This window comes from Exiguobacterium sp. s121 (assembly GCF_018617245.1).
GTDB classification, from domain to species: Bacteria; Bacillota; Bacilli; order Exiguobacteriales; family Exiguobacteriaceae; genus Exiguobacterium; species Exiguobacterium profundum.
The window spans coordinates 160030-179138 of the sequence record NZ_JACSJV010000003.1 but is presented as its reverse complement, the minus strand read 5'-3'; the positions used below and the strand labels follow the sequence as shown (position 1 = coordinate 179138).

At 47.6% G+C, this 19109-nt stretch carries 21 protein-coding genes; 13 read left to right on the top strand and 8 right to left on the bottom strand.

The window, feature by feature from the left end; genetic code table 11:
• The first annotated feature begins 75 nt into the window (after positions 1 to 75).
• Positions 76 to 765 (top strand): response regulator transcription factor, encoded by a 690-nt coding sequence (locus KOG47_RS13090; RefSeq protein ID WP_074037712.1) that lies wholly within the window; start codon positions 76 to 78, stop codon positions 763 to 765.
• Entirely contained in the window at positions 762 to 2153 is a 1392-nt protein-coding gene (locus tag KOG47_RS13085; RefSeq protein WP_215244354.1) for a sensor histidine kinase, read from the top strand. The genes KOG47_RS13090 and KOG47_RS13085 overlap by 4 nt, the downstream gene beginning before the upstream one ends.
• A 30-nt stretch (positions 2154 to 2183) precedes the next feature.
• On the opposite strand, the gene KOG47_RS13080 is transcribed toward KOG47_RS13085, so the two are convergent.
• Entirely contained in the window at positions 2184 to 2471 is a 288-nt protein-coding gene (locus KOG47_RS13080) for a hypothetical protein (protein WP_074037713.1), read from the bottom strand.
• Between the two features lie 117 nt (positions 2472 to 2588).
• Here KOG47_RS13080 and KOG47_RS13075 point away from each other — a divergent pair, with 117 nt between their 5' ends.
• Positions 2589 to 2795, top strand: coding sequence for a hypothetical protein (locus KOG47_RS13075; RefSeq protein ID WP_074037714.1), 207 nt, complete (start codon positions 2589 to 2591; stop codon positions 2793 to 2795).
• Between the two features lie 29 nt (positions 2796 to 2824).
• Here the strand turns inward: KOG47_RS13075 and KOG47_RS13070 are convergent, their stop codons facing one another.
• From KOG47_RS13070 to KOG47_RS13060, 3 genes are all read right to left on the bottom strand, one after another.
• On the bottom strand, positions 2825 to 3232 hold the full coding sequence (locus KOG47_RS13070; RefSeq protein ID WP_078146373.1) for a cytidine deaminase: 408 nt from the start codon (positions 3230 to 3232) through the stop codon (positions 2825 to 2827).
• 92 nt (positions 3233 to 3324) lie between these two features.
• Positions 3325 to 4701 (bottom strand): 23S rRNA (uracil(1939)-C(5))-methyltransferase RlmD, encoded by a 1377-nt coding sequence (gene rlmD / locus KOG47_RS13065; RefSeq protein WP_215244353.1) that lies wholly within the window; start codon positions 4699 to 4701, stop codon positions 3325 to 3327.
• Positions 4698 to 4907 (bottom strand): hypothetical protein, encoded by a 210-nt coding sequence (locus tag KOG47_RS13060; protein ID WP_015880867.1) that lies wholly within the window; start codon positions 4905 to 4907, stop codon positions 4698 to 4700. The genes rlmD and KOG47_RS13060 overlap by 4 nt, the downstream gene beginning before the upstream one ends.
• 85 nt (positions 4908 to 4992) lie before the next feature.
• Between KOG47_RS13060 and yfkAB the strand changes: the two genes are divergently transcribed.
• The 3 genes from yfkAB to KOG47_RS13045 are packed head-to-tail and all read left to right on the top strand — an operon-like array spanning position 4993 to position 7532.
• A complete protein-coding gene (gene yfkAB, locus KOG47_RS13055; RefSeq protein ID WP_214691490.1) occupies positions 4993 to 6099 on the top strand; it encodes a radical SAM/CxCxxxxC motif protein YfkAB in 1107 nt (368 codons plus the stop codon).
• Positions 6100 to 6152: 53 nt separating this feature from the next.
• A complete protein-coding gene (locus KOG47_RS13050) occupies positions 6153 to 6347 on the top strand; it encodes a hypothetical protein (protein ID WP_015880865.1) in 195 nt (64 codons plus the stop codon).
• Between the two features lie 42 nt (positions 6348 to 6389).
• Positions 6390 to 7532: an MFS transporter gene (locus KOG47_RS13045; protein ID WP_031421096.1), complete on the top strand. Its 1143-nt coding sequence runs from the start codon at positions 6390 to 6392 to the stop codon at positions 7530 to 7532.
• Between the two features lie 39 nt (positions 7533 to 7571).
• On the opposite strand, the gene KOG47_RS13040 is transcribed toward KOG47_RS13045, so the two are convergent.
• Both KOG47_RS13040 and KOG47_RS13035 read right to left on the bottom strand, forming a co-directional pair.
• Positions 7572 to 7874 carry a hypothetical protein gene (locus tag KOG47_RS13040; protein WP_031421094.1) on the bottom strand — a complete coding sequence of 101 codons (303 nt, stop codon included), beginning with the start codon at positions 7872 to 7874 and terminating at the stop codon, positions 7572 to 7574.
• Between the two features lie 133 nt (positions 7875 to 8007).
• Positions 8008 to 8952, bottom strand: coding sequence for a DMT family transporter (locus tag KOG47_RS13035; protein ID WP_215244352.1), 945 nt, complete (start codon positions 8950 to 8952; stop codon positions 8008 to 8010).
• Positions 8953 to 9153: 201 nt separating this feature from the next.
• Between KOG47_RS13035 and KOG47_RS13030 the strand changes: the two genes are divergently transcribed.
• The 4 genes from KOG47_RS13030 to KOG47_RS13015 all read left to right on the top strand — a co-directional run bounded on the left by KOG47_RS13030 (position 9154) and on the right by KOG47_RS13015 (position 13626).
• Complete coding sequence (locus tag KOG47_RS13030) at positions 9154 to 11061, top strand: heavy metal translocating P-type ATPase (RefSeq protein WP_215244351.1); 1908 nt, start codon at positions 9154 to 9156, stop codon at positions 11059 to 11061.
• A gap of 115 nt (positions 11062 to 11176) precedes the next feature.
• Positions 11177 to 12103, top strand: coding sequence for a carbohydrate kinase family protein (locus KOG47_RS13025; RefSeq protein ID WP_031421089.1), 927 nt, complete (start codon positions 11177 to 11179; stop codon positions 12101 to 12103).
• A 67-nt stretch (positions 12104 to 12170) separates the two neighbouring features.
• Positions 12171 to 12608 (top strand): NUDIX domain-containing protein, encoded by a 438-nt coding sequence (locus KOG47_RS13020; RefSeq protein ID WP_051829356.1) that lies wholly within the window; start codon positions 12171 to 12173, stop codon positions 12606 to 12608.
• A gap of 64 nt (positions 12609 to 12672) precedes the next feature.
• Positions 12673 to 13626 carry a YihY/virulence factor BrkB family protein gene (locus tag KOG47_RS13015; RefSeq protein ID WP_215244350.1) on the top strand — a complete coding sequence of 318 codons (954 nt, stop codon included), beginning with the start codon at positions 12673 to 12675 and terminating at the stop codon, positions 13624 to 13626.
• A gap of 38 nt (positions 13627 to 13664) precedes the next feature.
• Here KOG47_RS13015 and KOG47_RS13010 read toward each other — a convergent pair whose 3' ends face one another.
• A complete protein-coding gene (locus KOG47_RS13010) occupies positions 13665 to 14198 on the bottom strand; it encodes a beta-class carbonic anhydrase (RefSeq protein WP_074037968.1) in 534 nt (177 codons plus the stop codon).
• 36 nt (positions 14199 to 14234) lie between these two features.
• Positions 14235 to 15134, bottom strand: a complete 900-nt coding sequence (locus KOG47_RS13005; RefSeq protein WP_214691489.1) for a 1,4-dihydroxy-2-naphthoate polyprenyltransferase — start codon at positions 15132 to 15134, stop codon at positions 14235 to 14237.
• A 168-nt stretch (positions 15135 to 15302) separates the two neighbouring features.
• Here KOG47_RS13005 and KOG47_RS13000 point away from each other — a divergent pair, with 168 nt between their 5' ends.
• Genes KOG47_RS13000 through KOG47_RS12990 form a run of 3 tightly spaced genes read left to right on the top strand, consistent with a single transcriptional unit; the run spans position 15303 to position 19109 of the window.
• Entirely contained in the window at positions 15303 to 16691 is a 1389-nt protein-coding gene (locus KOG47_RS13000) for an isochorismate synthase (RefSeq protein ID WP_074037723.1), read from the top strand.
• Positions 16684 to 18333 (top strand): 2-succinyl-5-enolpyruvyl-6-hydroxy-3-cyclohexene-1-carboxylic-acid synthase, encoded by a 1650-nt coding sequence (menD, locus tag KOG47_RS12995; RefSeq protein ID WP_215244349.1) that lies wholly within the window; start codon positions 16684 to 16686, stop codon positions 18331 to 18333. Before KOG47_RS13000 ends, menD begins: the two co-directional genes overlap by 8 nt.
• Positions 18330 to 19109 (top strand): alpha/beta fold hydrolase, encoded by a 780-nt coding sequence (locus KOG47_RS12990; RefSeq protein ID WP_074037725.1) that lies wholly within the window; start codon positions 18330 to 18332, stop codon positions 19107 to 19109. The genes menD and KOG47_RS12990 overlap by 4 nt, the downstream gene beginning before the upstream one ends.

Here is a 19109-nt window from a genome sequence, read left to right as displayed (position 1 = left end):
GAAGAGATAGGTATGATAGAAGTATGAGGGATTTATCACAACTCCCGTTAACCGTTTTGCAAAGGAGAATGGCATATGTCAGAATCAATGTTTCGTATCCTCGTGACCGACGACGAAGAACAAATGCGCGATTTACTTGTATCAAATTTAGAAAAAGAAGGGTATGAGACGGTCACCGCCTCAAACGGCCTTGAAGCGATTGAACGCTTGAAAGAAGAGACGTTCCATCTCGTCTTACTTGATGTGATGATGCCGGAACTCGACGGATTGACGGCTTGCATGCGCATCCGTGAGTTCTCAAACGTACCCATCATCCTGTTGACGGCACGCTCAGAAGAGCTCGACCGCATTCACGGCCTCAAAATCGGGGCAGACGATTACATCACGAAACCGTTTAGCCCACGCGAATTACTCGCACGAATCGAAGCGACGCTCCGTCGCACGCACAGCTTCTCAAAAGAACAAGAAGCGACGTTTGATGTCGGGGTCCTCTCAATCGATATCGAAGGACGTACCGTCAGTGTGAAAGGGAAGACCGTCAACTTGACACGAAAAGAGTTTGATTTGCTCTACCTATTCATCACGAACGACGAAAAAGTATTCTCCCGTGAACAATTACTTGATCAGATTTGGGGGACCGAGTATCATGGAAACCTTCGCACGGTGGATACTCACATTAAGACGCTTCGCCTGAAACTCGGCGAGGCGGGCGGTTATATTCAGACAGTCTGGGGAATTGGCTACAAATTCGAGGCAAACGGATGAAACGATACACGATCAGGAAGCGGATTTGGATTACCATCTGGACAGCCAGCCTCTTCTCAGCGTTCGTGTTTCTCATCATGACGTTTTATCTGTACGACAAGTTCTATATTCAAACGCAAGAAGAACTGCTCATCAATCGCGGTGAGAAACTTGTCACCATCTATAAGGCCGACGGTTTCTCGGACGCGTTCGCCGATAGTATGACGTACACGAACGAATTGACCGAAACGAAAGTGTTCCTCTCCTCCGTTCGAGAGGACACACTCGGCTCCGGTAAAACCTTTTTAAGGCAGCAAGACCTCGAACGGTTGCAGGACGGTTATGCCATCTCGGTGACCCGGAAACATCCGACCGAGGACGTCGACATTTTGATGACCGCATTTCCTCTCATCCGCGACGATGAACTCGACAATGCACTCATTTTGTATATGGAGCTCAGTAAAATCAGTGAACCGTTCCAACCGATTCGGCTCATGATCACGTTTTTACTCGTCCTCATGATTGTGAACTTGCTCATTTTTGGTAAACAGATCATCGACACGATCATCCAACCACTCATTCAGATGAAGCGTGCCTCTCAAGTCTATGCGCAAGGTGATTTCTCCCACCGCATTCCGATTGTCTACGATGACGAAATTGGTGAACTAGCAGACACGCTCAACTCGATGGCGGAATCGCTCGGACTTGTTGAAGAACAGCGTAAAGAGTTTCTCGCTAACGTCAGTCACGAACTTCGCACGCCACTCTCTTACATCCGCGGTTATACCGAGATGCTCCAAGATGAGTCATTGGATGAAAAAACGAGGGCACAATATTACGACATCATCGAGAACGAGACGAACCGGCTTCAGCGCCTTGTCACGGACTTACTCGATCTCGCCCAGCTAGAGCGCGATTCGTACCCGATGACGAAAGAACCGGTCGTTTACTCGCAAGTACTTGAAGACGTCCTCTATCGTCTTGAACCGATTGCCCGTGCGAAAGGCGTGACAATCGAATCGGATTTAGACTTCGACTTGATCATCCTCGGTGACCATGACCGACTCGAACAAGTCATCGGCAATCTTCTCGACAACGCGCTCCGATATACGGATGCTGGCAAGACGATTCATGTGAAAACGTTCGCCGAATCCGAATATGCAATCACGGAAATACGCGACGAAGGTCGAGGCATCCCGAAAGAAGATTTAGACAAATTGACGGAACGCTTCTATCGCGTCAATAAATCACGGACACGAAAAGATGGCGGAACCGGCCTCGGTTTGGCCATTGCGAAGCACATTATCGAGCGTCATGAAGGGTCCCTTCATTTCAGCTCTGAAGTCGGACAAGGAACGACTGTCACTGTCGGTCTGCCGCTTCTACCTGACGATGAATTTGATATGTAAATAGGCAGCCGCGATGGCTGCCTTTTCTTTTCATATGTCTTTCCCTTTATATTGTTCGACCGACTCTCGTTCAAGTCGTTCGCGTTCGGCATGCGTCTGTGGAAAACCGTTCGCCTGCCATTCGGCACGGTGACTTGAATCAAGTTGCGTGAGCCCTTGCTCCGCTTCATCTTGATTCGCATCGACGCTTTCCCGTTCATCCATCTTCTGCCACGTATCTTCTTCCTCACGTTGCGAAAGCAGTGCCGCCACTTTTGGTGCAACGAGCGCCGCACCGGCAACACCTAAGACAATCCCCATCAACACTTTCCGATCCATCCTAACCCCTCCTTCACTATGCACTCTTCATTCCACCATTTTATAATCTCAAAACCATTATCGAAAACGTTTACAACATTTCTACGAGTGGAATGGCTAATGGAAGGAGGCGATTGGATGGAAAAGAAACGACCCACTTCGAAACGTCCGTTTGATAATCCGGACGCGGTAGACACGGACAAAGAAAGCATCTTTGACGAGGACGGCATGCAAACCGTCGACCCGATTCCTGTAGAGGAATTGAACGAACGAGTGAAGGATGAAAAGAATAAACGTCACTCCAAAGATGACTCAGTGAGTGAAAAGAAATATAAAGACACATAAACAAGCTGCGGACAAACGTCCGCAGCTTGTTATGTTAAATCTTTTGGTGAAAATCCGTAAGGCAACATCTCTTCTTTCGTCATCACTTTCGTATCACCGTTCAAGTTTGCAAGAATCAACGTGAAATCTTCGCCAGCGAATTCAGCAATCACTTGGCGGCACGCACCGCATGGTGAAATCGGGCCTTCCGTGTCACCGACGACGACGACCGTTTCAATCGCGTCACTACCTTCTGACACGGCTTTAAAAATGGCTGTGCGTTCGGCACACATTGACAATCCGTACGAGGCGTTTTCCACGTTACATCCTGTAATTTCGTTTCCTGATGTATCGATGACGACAGCTCCTACTTTAAACTTTGAATACGGTGTATAGGCGCGTTTGCGCGCTTCGATGGCTTTATGGACGAGTTCTTGTACGCGTTCTTGTGAGATCATAGGATGTTCCTCCACTTCTATATTTGAAAAGAAGTCTGACATCTGAACTATATCGTGAAAACGCTTACGTGACAAGCCTTTTCACGGTCTCATCAATATTTTTTCTTTTTCTTTTTCTCGAATACGACGACCGACTCGACATGAGATGTCTGTGGGAACATATCATACGGCTGTACGTAATTCACTTTGTATCCCGCTTTCATCAACTGGTCGGCGTCACGTGCGAGCGTCTGCGGGTTACATGACACGTAAACGATCCGCTTCGTTTTAGAAGAGATGATGGAATTGATCAATTGATGGTCCATCCCTGTGCGTGGCGGGTCGACTACGATGACGTCTGGGATCCATCCATCTTTTACCCAACGTGGAATCCAATGCTCGGCACGCCCTTCGACGTATGTGACATGGTTATAGCCATTTTCACGCATATGGTCATTGGCATCTTCGACCGCTTCCGGCACGACTTCCATTCCACGGATTTCTTTCGCATATGGGGCTAACCAAAGTCCGATCGACCCTACTCCTGCATACGCATCGATCACACGTTCTTCACCCATCAATCCTGCGGCCTCGACCACTTCACGGTACATTTTTTCTGTCTGTGCCGGATTCAACTGGAAGAATGCGCGTGGTGATAAGTGATAATGAACGTCGTCTAATTGTTCATCCATTTTCTCCTGACCGGCGATGTGAACTGTCCGATAACCGAAAATAACACCCGAACGGTTTGCATTGATATTGATATGGAACGACACAACATTCGGCAATTCCATGATGCGGTCGCTCAATTCATCTAAATCAGGGACATCTTCATGTCCGACGACCAAAACGACTTGAACATCGTTCGTGTTATAACCCGAGCGGACGACGATTGTACGCGCGTACCCCGTGTCGCGACGTGCATCGTAGACGGGAATATCAAGTTCGTTTAAAATACGGACAATCGCATTGTTGATGTTCGTCGTATCCCGTTGTTGGACCATACAGTGCTCGATCGGCACGAGATGGTTCGAGTTCGGTTTGTAGAGACCTGATACGATCTCACCGCGACGCGTGCCGAGTGGGAATTGTGACTTGTTCCGGTAATACCATGGATCTTCCATTCCGATTGTTGGACGGATATCCGATTTGTCCACGTTTAGTTTCGTCTTTTGACGGAAGGCGTTTCTAACGATTTCTTCCTTATACTCCATCTGCAGACGTGAACTCATATGTTGGATTTGGCAGCCCCCACACTCATCGTAAATCGGACAAGGTGCTTTGACGCGGTCTTTCGAGTCGTTATCTCGTTTGACGACACGCGCTTCCGCATAGTTTTTTTCCACACGCGTGATTTCGACTTTGGCTCGTTCTCCCGGCAATAAGTTCGGAATGAAGATGACCATGCGATTAAGTGTCGCAATGCCTTCTCCATTAATGCCAAGTCGTTCGACCGTGACATCTTTAAAATCTCCTGTGATTAATTTCAATCTGATTCATCCTTTCGAGACGATTGTTCTAGGTCTTTGGCGTAACGCACTACTTTAGCGCGCAACGAATCAATGTCGGCTAACAGGCGATGTAAATCTTCAGGTGTCGTATGCTCGTCTAGCGTATTGACCGATAGACAGAGTAATTCCGTTCTCGATTTTAGGACGTTCATCTTTCCGGCAGTATCTGTTCGTGATTTACCCATCTTGTAATCGCTCCTTTGGTTCGTGACAAAGAGTTGCTATTATAGCATACTATTTCGTGTAACTTGATGAAAAGGTGGAATCCACATGCAAAACATCTCCCCAACTTTCGACCCTTGGGAAGCCTATCTCGACCAAGTCGAACACGGTCGACTCGTCTTATCCAATGTCGAAGTCACTACAACGAAGCTGTGTAACATGCGCTGCGAACATTGTGCGGTCGGTTATATGCTAGACCAAACAGAAGAACCAGAAGTTCCGCTCGACCTGTTGATTCAACGACTGGATGAGATCGAACATTTGCGTGCCTTCTCCATCACAGGCGGTGAACCGATGCTGTCTATGAAATCGGTCCGCAACTATGTCGTTCCATTGTTACGTTATGCGAAAGAACGTGGGGCGCGCACGCAAATCAACTCGAACTTGACGCTACCGTTATCTCGCTATCATCTTATTACCCCTTACTTGGACGTTTTGCACATTTCGCATAACTGGGGTACCGATGCCGATTTCCTTGAAGGCGGATTCGCGATGATGAACCGGAAACCAAGTGAAGAGGCACGATTGAAAATGCTCCAGACGATGAAAGACAACGCACGTGCTCTCACATCTGAAGGAATCATTGTGTCCGCGGAGACGATGATCAACAAACGAACGATTCCGCACTTGAAAGAGATCCATGAAGAAATCGTATCGCTCGGTTGCCAAAGGCATGAGGTGCACCCAATGTACCCCGCAGACTTCGCTAGCGCCCTCGAATCAGCATCGCTCGCTGATACGCGACAAGCCATCCATGACTTACTCGATGTCCGTGACGAGAACGTATGGATGTTGTTCGGGACGTTACCATTCTATGCATGTTCTGACCTACCTGAAGACCGTGCTCTGTTGAAGCGACTTCATGAAACAAAAAACGTGACCGTTCGAAACGACCCAGATGGACGTTCTCGTCTCAACACGAATATCTTTGACGGACAGATCATCGTGACCGATTTCGGTGATGAACTCGGTTCACTCGGCACCGTCTATGACACACCATTCCAAGAGGCGTATGATACGTGGACGAACAGCCAATTGAACGCTACACTCTCTTGTCACTGCCCTGCCGTGAAGTGTCTCGGGCCGAACGCACTCGTTAAACAAGCATATTATCCGACGGTCGATTTCCAATCTCGTAAAGCTACATCGTTTTAAATATTTCAATTAGGGAAATGTTCTGTATATTAAATGAATCGAGGTGCGTGTAGATGACTGCGATTTATATCCTCATGATTACCGTGATGGCCATCATTATTTTTGGCGGAGTACTGAGCATCTTATTGACAGCCGCATTCGTTTCAGACAAAGTAGAGCATGATGAAATGTTTAGTCAAGGCAGTTGGGATGATGAATTGCTGCATTTGAATCACTCTCCACAACCGATTGACGACACGAAAAGCTGAGACCCTTCTCGGCTTTTTACTTTGACTTCATGAGGTGAACCTATGCTCCGTTTTCGTTTTATGATTTTACTATTGATTGTCTTTATTTCCGGTTTGATTCAAGGTGCGCTCATCCCACTCTTATCTACGTTGATTGAACGGGATGGGGCCCCGGCCTGGGTGAACGGACTGAACGCGACGATGCTTTACGTCGGTGTGATCGTCTCTGCGCCTCTCCTGGAGCGATTCGTCCGTAAATATGGATTCCGACCGACCATCGTCCTCGGTATCGTATTGACGGCTGTCGCGACCTTCGCTTTACCGATTTGGCCGTCCTTACTCGTTTGGGCGATGATGCGCTTCTTCATCGGATTCGGCGACTCGGCTCTACACTACGGGTCACAAGTATGGGTGACCTCAGCAAGTGAAAAGAGCAGTCTCGGTCGAGCGATGGCGTATTATGGAATGTCTTTCAGTCTCGGTTTTGCCATCGGTCCATTGATCGCACCACTCGTCGACCTATGGTTTTGGTTACCGTTCCTCATTATCGTCTTCTTCTGTCTCGCTTCGTTGATGCTCGTCTTTAAAGTCGAGAACGAGTTTCCGGAGGTCGAAAAAGTGAAGACCGATTCGAAAGGACGAATTCGCCTGATTCTTGTCGGTGCGGGATACACGCTTCTCCCTGCCTTTACATATGGGTTTCTCGAAGCGAGCTTAAATGCCAACTTTCCCATTTTTACGTCTCGGAATGGGATGAGTTTGACGGAAACGAGCACACTCATCACGACGTTCATCGTCATGTCGATTGTCGTTCAGCTTCCTCTTGGTCGCCTCGCAGACTTGTACGGTAAGAAGCGGATCTTACAAATCGTGCTGACGTTTGGCACACTCGTATTCACTTTGGCGAATCTTGTTGTCGATTCCTATATCGGTCTACTCTTCCTATTCGCACTTGCCGGCGCCGGGCTAGGATCGACTTATTCACTTGGTTTGGCACATATGACAGAGGTGCTTCCCCGATCGTTACTGCCGACGGGAAACATGCTTTACAGTATTTCATTCAGCATCGGTTCGATATCAGGTCCAATGATCGGTGCCTTCTGGTTGTCTTTACCGAAAGAGATCTATTTCTTTATGTATGCCGTCATTCTCGGTATTCTGGCGCTACGACTCTTCACGTCGACCGCTAAACCAATCGACTTATAAACAGAGGCAGATGGTTCCCATGAACCACCTGCCTCTGTTTTATTCCACTACTCGTTCCATTTCATCATCGTTTAACTGCAAAGCTCGGATGAACACTTCGTCTAGCGCGAATGGTTCAGTGTCTAGCGAAGCGAGTACATCGGATTTTAGCGTCACTTCTACGACACGGTCATCGAACTGCCATCTCGTCTGAATATCATCACCTTGTCTTGTGGCGCGGGTCGCCACTGGACCGTGACGTTCTTTTAAACTTTGACTCACGCACTTCATCACGTACTTGACGTACTCATCTTTCGGCTGACGTGAGATGAGAATGTTTCGAACGATTCGATTTCTAGTCATTGTTTCTCCTCCTCCCTTTGAATGATTGCGCACGCAAGTCTTTACAAACGAAGACCGATTTTCGAAATTTAAAATTCAGAATTTTTAATATATTTTGTCATGGGATTTCAATTCCGTCAACTCTGTCTCTAATTCAAATGACATCCGTTTGTTTTTTTGTACGGCGACCTTGAAAATGCGTAGATAAATAAATGCCGACAATAACGAATCCGAGTCCGACCACCGCATTCCACGGAATCGTTTCACCGAGTAAAATCCCTGACAACATGACACCAAATAAGGGAACTAAAAAGATATAGAGTGAAATTCGACTGACCGGATTGTATTTCATTAATGTGTTCCACAATGTAAATCCGATCGCTGACAACATCGCCAAGTAAAACAGGAACGCAATCGTCTGTGCGGTGTACGGCATGGAAACACCATTCGGGTCTAATAGATAGCCGATCAGCAGTAACCCAACTGAACCGATCACCATCGCCCAAGCCGTCATCGGGGCAACATCATACGTCTTCGAGTAGTCCTTCGCTATCAAGTTCCCGAATGCTCCGGATACCATCGCCAAGATGAGTAAAATCTCTCCTAAGCCAAAACCAACTTCAGATCCGGTCGCCGGCCAGTTTGCGATGACAATTCCGGAAAAACCAAACGTCAAAGCAAACCCCTTCAATCGATTCAATTTATCGTCTTCATATCGGAAATGAGCGAGAGCCATTTGGAAAAACGAAGTAGAACCAGCAATGATCGATCCCTGGACCCCGGTCGAAATGGAAAGTCCGATATAGAAGAACAAATATTGTAGAAACGTCAAAAATGAACCGAGATGCGCATACGCTTTAACCTTTTCACGTGTCAATCGGACAGACCGTTTCAATACGGTCTGACTGATGATGAGCAATAGAATCCCTGCGAGTAAAAAACGCTCGCCAGCGAACAATAGTTGTTGCCCATACTCGTTCGATTGAATATCAAGCTTCTCATAACTCAATTTGATGAATGGGAACGCACTCCCCCATAACAACGTATTGAAAATCGCCAATAACGCCACCGTCCAAGGGCGTTCAAATATATTTTGCATGACACAAAAACTCCTTAATCTTTTTATTTGTGAGTCACTGATAAGCGTGTTAAGATAAACCTAAATAATAATAATTATAAATAAAGGATTCGGATTAAACTTCTATAAATTCTTTATTTTAAGCCAATTGAAGATGATAATCATCATCAGTCATTATCATTTAATCGAGATTTATTCTCAATTAGAAAGAAGGGATTATCGATGAATGTCCAATCGGTTACGCACGAAAAAAGCCACGTTTTCAAACGGGCTAGCTGGTACGAACATATTGAATTGATCATGGCGCTCATTAGCGGTGTATTGATTGTACTCGCTTATATCGCCGAAACACAAGGCGAAGCGCCTTGGATTCATGTCACACTTTACTTATCCGCCTTTTTTATCGGAGGATACGCAAAAGCGAAAGAAGGGATTTCGGATACGATTGAGACGAAATCGCTAAATGTAGAGCTTCTCATGATTATCGCCGCCATTGGTGCCGCTTCGATTGGGTACTGGATGGAAGGGGCAATCCTCATCTTCATCTTTGCTTTATCCGGGGCACTCGAGACGTATACGATGAACAAAAATGAACGTGCCCTCGAATCGTTAATGGAATTACAGCCGGAACAGGCGACTCGTCTAACAGACACTGATGAACTCGAGGTTGTTCATATCGACGACCTTCGTGTCGGAGATCGGATTTATGTCCGTCCTGGTGAACGCATTCCGGTCGATGGAAAAATTGTAAAAGGGAATGCTTCCGTAGAAGAAGCCGCTATCACAGGCGAATCCGTCCCTGTTGATCGTCAAGTCGGTGATGACGTGTTCGGATCGAGCGTCAACTTGAACGGAGTATTGACGATCGAAGTGACAAAACTTGCGACGGAAACACTGTTCCAAAAGATCATTCAAATGGTCCAACAAGCACAAGAAGAGAAATCACCGTCTGCACAGTTCATCGATCGATATGAAGGACGTTATGTTCAAATCGTGCTCTTCTCTGTTGCGGCCATCATCATTCTCGGACCGTTCGTCACGTCGTGGTCTCTTGAAACGAGCATCTATCGCGGCATGATCCTTCTCGTTGTCGCCTCCCCTTGCGCACTCGTCGCCGCCATCACACCGGCCGCGCTGGCTGCCATCGCCTCTTCTGCAAAACACGGGATTCTCTTTAAAGGCGGTGCTCATATCGAGAACATGGGACGTCTAAAAGCAATCGCCTTTGACAAGACCGGGACACTCACAATTGGGAAACCGATTGTGCAAGAAGCGCTCATCTCACCTTCATTAGAAGAAGAGGACGTCAACCGAATTGTCAGTTTGATTGAAGAGCATTCGATGCATCCACTTGCTGAAGCGCTCGTTTCCTACACCGGAAAACATACCGGGGAAATGACACACTTCAAAGACATCACAGGCTCCGGAATTGAAGCAACGATTGACGGGACGACGTATCGGGTAGGAAAACAGAAGTTCGCTGACCGAAGCGGTGATTTCTTTAAGAATGATGTCGAACGATTGAAAGAGGCCGGTCATACACTCGTCTTCATCAGTGACGAGACACGTACAATCGGTGCTTACGCCTTACGTGACACGCTACGACCCGAGGCAAAGGTAGCAATCAAGCGACTGAACGACTTAGGGATTGCGACCATCATGATTACCGGAGACAACGAGGCAACCGCTCGCGCTATTGCGAACGAAGCTGGATTGACACGCTATATCGCCGAATGCTTGCCTGAAGAGAAGGTTTCGCAAATCAAGGTGTTACGAGAGGAATATGGAACAATCGGGATGATCGGCGACGGAATCAACGATGCGCCTGCCCTTGCGACAGCCGACGTCGGGATTGCCATGGGCGAAGGAACGGATGCCGCACTAGAAACGGCAGATGTCGTCTTAATGAAAAACGACCTCGTCCGATTGAGTGACGCCATTCGTCAATCGCGCAAATTAAATCGAATCGTCTTACAGAACGTCGTTTTTGCACTCGGTGTGATTCTTGTCTTGATTGCAACGAACATCTTTGAGTTACTCATCATGCCGTTCGCGGTTGTAGGACATGAAGGCTCAACCATTTTGGTTATTTTGAACGGCCTCCGACTCCTCACGTCATCGTGGGAGTGATCCATTCGACAAAATGGAATCGATGATTGAAACAATATGTCGATTTCGTTATAATTGAAACAATGTGTCTACAGACTGAAACAGATCGAAAGATTGACTAAAGGTGGTACAAGATATGAATACGATTGCAGTCATCGGCAAGGTGTTTGTCGATATTAAAGGGACTTCCTTCGCACCGCTCCACAAAGATGCGAAGAATGTCGGCGACATCACTTTTTCTAATGGCGGAACAGGTCGAAACGTTGCTCAAAACTTAGGTGTGCTCGGCAACGATGTCCGCTTCGTCTCGACCGTCACGAACGACCAAATCGGTGTCGGTGTCCTCGAAGAATTACGTTGCTTGAATGTAAACGTCGATGGGGTCGACATGCTTGACGATAATGGTATGGGAATGTGGCTCGCTGTAATGGACAACAACGGCGATCTTCAAACATCTATTTCGAAACAACCAGACGAAGCCCGTATGGAAGAAGCGATTTTACGTCAAATCGATACGGTCTTCGAAGAGAGCGACGCAGTCGCCATCGATTTAGACTTATCAGTCAACGTCTTGAACGAGACGATTGAACTATGCCGTGAAATGGATTTACCGCTTTATGGTGTCTGTGGCCATCTATCCGTCATCGAACGAAACCGTCATTTGCTTCAAGGATTCACAGGATTCATCTGCAGTCGTGAGGAAGCGGAAATTTTGTCCGACATGTCAATCGTCACAGTGGACGATGCCCTTCGCGTCGCGGAAGTACTCGCCATGAAAGGTGCTCCCCTCACAATCGTCACGATGAGTGAGCTTGGCGCTGTATATGTCGACCTTCGTACGAACGAACAAGGTCACGTCCCGACGACAAAAGTGAAAGTCGCCGACTCCACAGGAGCGGGTGATTCATTCTTCTCCGCTGTCATCTCGGAGCTCATGAAACAACATTCGATTGAAGAGGCGCTTCGATTGGGCATGCGCGTCGCAGGAAAAGTCATCGCCTCTCACGAGAACGGATTGACGCAAGAAATGTACACATCATTAGAACAACCTACGCAAGAATGAAAAGAACGCATCGGCAAATCGTCGGTGCGTTTTGTGCAAAATTACAGGAACGAAAGGAACGATCTCAGTGGTTCGAACGAAATTAAGAAGCGCGATTATTTTAATGAATGATCAAGATGAAGTGGCTTTGATCCGTCGCGAGAAAGAAAACGTCCTCTATTATGTTTTTCCAGGTGGCGGAGTCGAATATGGGCATACAACAGAAGAAACAGCCGTACGTGAAGCATTTGAAGAACTCGGTGTTCACGTAGAACTAGAAGGTGTCGCTGCCCATGTTGCGTTTAATAATGAGTTAAATCCTTATTATTGGGCGAAGATGACAGGTGGTGAATTCGGAACCGGGACAGGTGAAGAGTTCCAAGAAGAACAGACTAACGGATCGTATACACCGATGTGGATCAAACGGTCTGCACTCCCTCATCTCCCCGTTCGTCCACCTTCACTTGCTGAAAAACTCGCCTCACATGAGGAACGCTTTTATGATTTGACCTTATCGGAGGAGTAATCAGGTGTACACCCTGCCGAAATCGGGAAACGTTTTTTAACGATTGAGTCAGGAGGGTTTTATAATGGCAATGACAGAAGTGAAGGAAAAAAAGAATTGGCTTTCATTTGGGAAAGAGTTATTTCGACGATTTCAAGAGCATGATGTACAAGACTACGGGGCTACCCTCGCATTCTTTTGGTTTTTATCCATTTTTCCTGGAATCATCTTTATTTTGGCGCTCTTGTCCTTTTTCGATGTCTCACAAGATTCGTTTCAGAATCAATTGAACGATTTGGCACCCGGGTCCGCAGCTTCCGGGTTTTTAACGGGAATTTTCGAAGCAATCGGCGAACCGCGAGGCGGTCTTTTATCGCTCGGTGCGATTTTGGCGATTTGGTCCGCCGCAAAAGGGGTCGACCGTCTCATCACGACCTCCCTTCATGCTTATGGTGAAGATAATGAACGTAACTTTTTTGTGAAAAAAGGGTTGGCACTCGGATTGACGATTCTCCTTGGAATCGGGATGCTACTGCTGATTCTATCGAACGTATTTGGTTCTCAAATCATTTCGTTCGTCACTGAGCATTTACCCGTCAATATCACCGGAGCCGAAGAAATGATGATCAACGTGTTTCGATATGTCCTTACGACGGTTGTCCTCATTTTAACGCTCTCGATTTTTTATAAAGTATCTCCACAACAGCACGTCTTTTGGAAAAGCACTATCCCCGGTGCCATCTTCGGTGTCATCGGTTGGCAAGTCGTCTCATTCGGTTTCAGCCTATACGTTTCAAACTTTGGGAGTTACGACTCGACTTACGGTTCACTCGGAGGAATCATCGTCACGTTGCTCTGGTTACAATTAACCGGGATGATTATTTTAATCGGATCTGAAATCAACGCGACATGGATGCGCTTCTTCAAGACACCGAGTGAACAGGAATACGAACGCGACTTCAAAAAGAACAAAAAGAAAGCGAAACAAAAGCAAGAGGAAGATAACTTTGACGACATCCCGACGAACACGTACGGATAATTCAAAAGGAGCACGTTCAAGGTGAACGCGCTCCTTTCTTATGCTTCAATCGGATCAAGACGTCCCGTCGCCGGGTCAATCACGAATCCGTGTACATTCGTTCCTGGTGGTAACAGTGGATGGTTATTGATCAGGTTAACAGAATGAACGACGTTCTCTTCAACTGAATCAAATCCATGTAGCCACTGCTCCAAATCCATTCCTGAAGACTTTAGCGTCTTCAACGTTTGCGGGTCGATTCCACGACGCTCCATCTCTTCGATGACGACAGTCGGTTCAATCGCCGCCATCCCACAATCGTAATGTCCGACAACGACAACTTCTTCTGCTCCTAGCGCATAGAGTGCGACCAAAATCGATCGCATGGCCGAACCGAATGGATGCGACAAGACCGCACCCGCATTTTTAATGATTTTAGCGTCTCCGTTCTTAAGTCCTAGCGCTTGAGGTAATAGTTCCGTCAAACGTGTATCCATACACGTCAAAATGACGATTTTTTTATCCGGGAATTTATCAGATACGAACGGTTCGTACTGTTTTTCCTCTACGAAACGTTTATTGAATTCAAGCATTTCTTTTACGACTGACACGTTAACGCCTCCTCTTTTTTACAACACAAATCTTGAAACGATGAGTCCGACGACCATCCACGCCCCGAACAGCGTATTGACTTTCGCTGTCATCGCCATGGCAGGCATCAACGCGGCCGGTTCTGCCTTCTGCCAAAACCGTTGAATCGCCCGGATCATGACCGGCACCGTTAAGAGTGACAGCAAGACCCATGGAGTGACGCCATAAAACATGACGGCGACGATGATGCCGACTAATGCCGCGATAAAGAACGCTGCCAATACATACACCGCACGTCGATGACCGACCAGACACGCAATCGTTTTTCGGCCATTCTCTTTATCGTTATCTAAATCACGGATGTTATTCGCAAGTAAGATCGCCCCTATCAATAAGGCCATCGGGAACGACACGAGTAGCAACTCCGTAGTCACCGTATTGATTTGGATAAAGCCGGCAATCCCGATGATGACATATCCCATGAATAGCCCAGCGACAATTTCACCAAACGGCGTATAGGCAATCGGTAGCGGCCCTCCAGTATATAAGTAGCCGACAAGCATAGACAAGGCGCCGATCCAAAGCAAATGCCAGCTTGTGGATGCCGCAATGTAGAGCCCGAGTAGTGCCGCAATCGTATACATGCCGAGCGCAATCGCTAATACTTGCTGTGGTGTAAATCCATCACGTACGATGGAGCCTCCGATTCCGATGGACCCCTCATGATCAAGACCACGCTTGTAGTCATAATACTCGTTAAATAAGTTCGTCGCGATTTGAATAAGGACAGATGCCACTAACATGGCAAGGAAAAGTCCCCACTTGAGTTCGGTTTGATCGAGGACGATGAACGTCCCGAGCAAGACCGGAATAAAGCTTGCGGTCAGGGTATGCGGGCGAATCATTCGCCAATATGCCCCTTTCGATTTCTGTTTCATTTCGTTCCCTCCCTTCGTTAGTTTACGTCTCGATGAAAAAATCTGTCAACGCCAGCCCATTATCCTAGATTCTTGATCATTTCCCGAGCATTTCATAGGCAGGTGTATTGCGAACTCATGATACACTAAAGATTGAGAATTCTATCGGATTGAGGAGGCTTTTCTTTTATGCCAGATACTCAAACACATATAAAACAGCGAATTGAGCAGGCCCATAAACGGGCTCGAGCTTGGCAACGGCCTGTCCTCGCATCATACACATGGGAAATCTCGGCGTTCGATGCTTTTCAAATCATCCAGAACACCGATACGTCCCATTATTATTTCATGACACCAGACCGGACGCTCGAAATGCTAGGTTGCGGGGATGCACTCGTCTTGAGCGCTTCTGGACCCGAACGATTTCAGCGACTTCAATACGATTGGAGTCTTCACCGACGAGATGTCGATGCGACAATCCACGCGTTCGCCGGTTTTTCATTCGACACGTTTATGCGACCACAAAAAAGTATGTGGGATGCCTTTGGGGAGGCATCACTCGTCGTCCCAAAATTTTTATACCGTCGCTATAAAGACCGACACACGTTGACAGTGGCCACTCTCGTCTCTTCGAAGCAGTCGGTCGAACAGTATTTGATTCAATTGGCAGATCAGTTGGCCCAGTTCAGTTCACTTCGTCCGACGGAAGAAGCGACGCCGTCTTATACAAAAGTGAAAGATGGGGTCGATCACTTCAAGTCCAGTTTCCAACAGGCTAAACAGTTGATTGAAGAAGAACGAGTTGAAAAAATCGTGATTGCCCGCGAAGAAATTTATCAGCGTTCCGATGATGCGTTCCCCTTCTCAAAAAGTTTGAAGCATTTAGCAGATCATCAAGAATCTAGTTACATCTATTTGTATCAACCAAAGCGTGACACTGGTTTCTTTGGGGCGACTCCTGAACGATTGATTCAAAAAGAAGGCATGCAACTGAACACGGCTGCCATCGCCGGGACAATCAAGCGTCCGAAAACCGAGATCGAGGCAGAAATTGCGAAAGAGAAACTCCTAAACGATTCAAAAAATCGTGAGGAGCATCAAATTGTCGTGAAAGACATCAAGCAGGCGTTGACACCCTATACTGCACCGATTCAAACACGAGATACTCCGCAAATTTTGGCAAATCGCTCGGTGTTCCATCTACACACCCCAATTCAAGCGACACTCGAAACAAATGCTTCCTTGCTGTCACTTGCGGAATCGCTACATCCAACGCCAGCACTCGGCGGCTCTCCGAAGCGGACATCGGTCCGATTGCTTCGTGAAATCGAGCGATTCGACCGCGGGTGGTACGGGTCTCCGTTTGGTTGGGTAGACAATGAAGGCGACGGCGAGTTTGTCGTGGCAATCCGCTCTGCACTCGTTCAACACCAATTCGTCGCACTGTATGCTGGATGTGGGATTGTGAAAGACTCTGCACTCGAGCAAGAGCTCGAAGAAACAGAAATAAAAATGAGTCCAATCAAACAAGCTTTACAGTTTGATTTACACGATCAAGGAGGCACCCTAGATGAATAAGGTTTTGACCGATTGGGTCGCATCCATGGTAAATCGGCTTGTTGCGTCCGGTGTAAAAGACGTAGTCATCAGCCCAGGATCCCGCTCGACTCCGCTCGCTGTAGCGGCATATCTTCATCCTCAGATTCGTCATCACATCATCGTCGATGAACGATCTGCCGGATTTTTTGCTCTTGGACTGACCCGTACGTCTGAAACAATTCGCCCGGTCGCATTGATTTGCACAAGTGGAACGGCGGCAACAAACTACTATTCGGCTGTGACAGAAGCGTTCATATCGCAGTTGCCACTTGTCGTACTGACGACCGACCGTCCCTATGAACTGCGTAATGTCGGGGCTCCACAAGCAATCAATCAAGTCCGCCTCTACGGGGAACAAGTGAAGACAAGCGTTGATTTGCCCGTTCCAGAGGAGGCGACGTTATCGTTTATGCAACAAACGATTACCCGTTTCACGAATCTGTCGATGCAAGCACCGATGGGACCCGTTCATTTGAATGTGCCGTTCCGAGAACCACTGCTTCCGGATATCGAGTCATTGAAACAGATATTGAAGGCTGACCCTGTCTTGCCAGAACGACAGCGTATCCGGCCGACACAGGCGGATAAAGACATTTTCTCAGAACGGACGAGTCACAAACAACTCGCCTTCGTCGTCGGACCTTACACCCCGACATCTTGGCAGAAATCCATCGTTGAATTTGCTTCCGAGCGACAGATCCCGATTTTCGCCGATCCTCTCAGCGGCATGCGACGTTTCGACGGCGTCTTGACCAACTATGACACGTGGCTCGCAAGTGAGCATCGGACCGATTGGCTACCCGAGGTGTTCATCCGTGTCGGGGCTGCACCTGTTTCGAAACGATTCAATCAATGGATGGCCATGGCGGACCAACTCGTCATCGATGAACCGGGATCTTATCGCGACCCAAGTAGTCGTGCCACGATCTGTTACGGCGACGCACTCGATTTTCTACCGCTCATCGCATCCGTAAACGAACCTCGATACCTTGAACGTTTACGCTTTTTTGAAGAGGTTGCCGAGTCTGCAAAATCGTCACTTCAAGGTGAAGCGGAATTGACGAAACGATTGCTTGATACATCAATCGAGCGTCTATTCGTCAGTAATAGCATGCCGATTCGAGATGTAGATACATCACTGTCTGCTGGCACGAACATCCACGTTCTCGCCAATCGAGGCGCAAACGGAATTGATGGTGTGTTATCCACTGCACTCGGAAGCAGTTATGATACGTCTCACGGCGCTCTATTGATCGGTGATTTAGCGTTCTATCACGATAGCAACGCCTTGCAACTGTTAAAGCATCATCCTGGAAAATTTTCCGTCGTGATTGCTAACAATAACGGTGGAGGGATATTTTCCTTCCTCCCGCAGGCTTCTGTCGACACACAGTTGTTCGAAGATCTGTTCGGCACACCGCTTGATTTAAATATCCGTGGATTCGCTGACACATATGGCTTATCGTATCGTCTAATTGAACGACCGGATGAAATTCAAGAAGCGATTGAAGATGGCGTTCATTTAATCGAATTCCCATCGAATCGTGAGGAAAATGTGACGATCCATCGAGGTTGGACACAATCTGTCTGCGCTCGCCTCATCACGGAGAACGAATCATGAACATCGATTTACGTGGCGTACGTTATGAAGTGATTCATCGCGGTGAGGGAAAACCGGTATTATTTTTACACGGATTCACCGGAAACGCCCATTGGGTCGATTCGCTCCCTGCATTACCGATTCGTCTTGTGTCACCGTCGCTCCTCCAACACGGCGCAACGGAGCGCCCTTCAGTCAATCGTTCGACAATGAGTCAGCAAGTTAAAGATTTGTCCCGCTTACTGGATACGGACGACCGACCTTGGACAGTCGTCGGCTATTCACTCGGTGGGAGAATCGCATTGACACTCGCCGCATGCGACGAGCGTGTCGAACACGTCATCGGGATCAGCACGACCCCCGGTCTGCTCACTTCTAAGGAACGAGCCGCACGCCGCCGCCAAGATGCAGAATTGGCTCACTTGATTGAAACCAAGGGTATCGCTGCATTCGTGAATCGTTGGGAGAACCTTCCGCTTTGGCGACAGACGGAAGACATGAAACGTTCACTCCGAAAAGATCGGCTCGCCCAACACCCGAATGCCCTCGCAAACAGTTTGCGGTCAATCGGTACGGGACATATGCCGTCCTTATGGGGCACATTGCAGCGTCTCCCCCGTACCGACTTGATTGTCGGGTCAGACGATCTCAAGTTCAAAGCCATCGCAAGACACATGCAGGAAGAGCGACCAGATATTAAAATCTATGAAATTTCAAACGCAGGGCATGCTCCTCATATCGAGAATGCATCAGAGTTTGGTACAATAATAAAGAAATTGATTTTAGGGGGTATTTAA

What these genes read in the sequence shown, in the direction of transcription:
- KOG47_RS13050 (WP_015880865.1), top strand. Translation starts at nt 6,153, where the DNA reads ATGACTGCGATTTATATCCTCATGATTACCGTGATGGCCATCATTATT.
- KOG47_RS13075 (WP_074037714.1), top strand. Translation starts at nt 2,589, where the DNA reads ATGGAAAAGAAACGACCCACTTCGAAACGTCCGTTTGATAATCCGGAC.
- KOG47_RS13070 (WP_078146373.1), bottom strand. Translation starts at nt 3,232, where the DNA reads ATGATCTCACAAGAACGCGTACAAGAACTCGTCCATAAAGCCATCGAA.
- KOG47_RS13045 (WP_031421096.1), top strand. Translation starts at nt 6,390, where the DNA reads ATGCTCCGTTTTCGTTTTATGATTTTACTATTGATTGTCTTTATTTCC.
- KOG47_RS13010 (WP_074037968.1), bottom strand. Translation starts at nt 14,198, where the DNA reads ATGCTTGAATTCAATAAACGTTTCGTAGAGGAAAAACAGTACGAACCG.
- KOG47_RS13040 (WP_031421094.1), bottom strand. Translation starts at nt 7,874, where the DNA reads ATGACTAGAAATCGAATCGTTCGAAACATTCTCATCTCACGTCAGCCG.
- KOG47_RS13085 (WP_215244354.1), top strand. Translation starts at nt 762, where the DNA reads ATGAAACGATACACGATCAGGAAGCGGATTTGGATTACCATCTGGACA.
- yfkAB (WP_214691490.1), top strand. Translation starts at nt 4,993, where the DNA reads ATGCAAAACATCTCCCCAACTTTCGACCCTTGGGAAGCCTATCTCGAC.
- KOG47_RS13005 (WP_214691489.1), bottom strand. Translation starts at nt 15,134, where the DNA reads ATGAAACAGAAATCGAAAGGGGCATATTGGCGAATGATTCGCCCGCAT.
- KOG47_RS13025 (WP_031421089.1), top strand. Translation starts at nt 11,177, where the DNA reads ATGAATACGATTGCAGTCATCGGCAAGGTGTTTGTCGATATTAAAGGG.
- KOG47_RS13090 (WP_074037712.1), top strand. Translation starts at nt 76, where the DNA reads ATGTCAGAATCAATGTTTCGTATCCTCGTGACCGACGACGAAGAACAA.
- KOG47_RS13060 (WP_015880867.1), bottom strand. Translation starts at nt 4,907, where the DNA reads ATGGGTAAATCACGAACAGATACTGCCGGAAAGATGAACGTCCTAAAA.
- KOG47_RS13080 (WP_074037713.1), bottom strand. Translation starts at nt 2,471, where the DNA reads ATGGATCGGAAAGTGTTGATGGGGATTGTCTTAGGTGTTGCCGGTGCG.
- KOG47_RS12990 (WP_074037725.1), top strand. Translation starts at nt 18,330, where the DNA reads ATGAACATCGATTTACGTGGCGTACGTTATGAAGTGATTCATCGCGGT.
- KOG47_RS13015 (WP_215244350.1), top strand. Translation starts at nt 12,673, where the DNA reads ATGGCAATGACAGAAGTGAAGGAAAAAAAGAATTGGCTTTCATTTGGG.
- menD (WP_215244349.1), top strand. Translation starts at nt 16,684, where the DNA reads ATGAATAAGGTTTTGACCGATTGGGTCGCATCCATGGTAAATCGGCTT.
- KOG47_RS13035 (WP_215244352.1), bottom strand. Translation starts at nt 8,952, where the DNA reads ATGCAAAATATATTTGAACGCCCTTGGACGGTGGCGTTATTGGCGATT.
- KOG47_RS13030 (WP_215244351.1), top strand. Translation starts at nt 9,154, where the DNA reads ATGAATGTCCAATCGGTTACGCACGAAAAAAGCCACGTTTTCAAACGG.
- KOG47_RS13000 (WP_074037723.1), top strand. Translation starts at nt 15,303, where the DNA reads ATGCCAGATACTCAAACACATATAAAACAGCGAATTGAGCAGGCCCAT.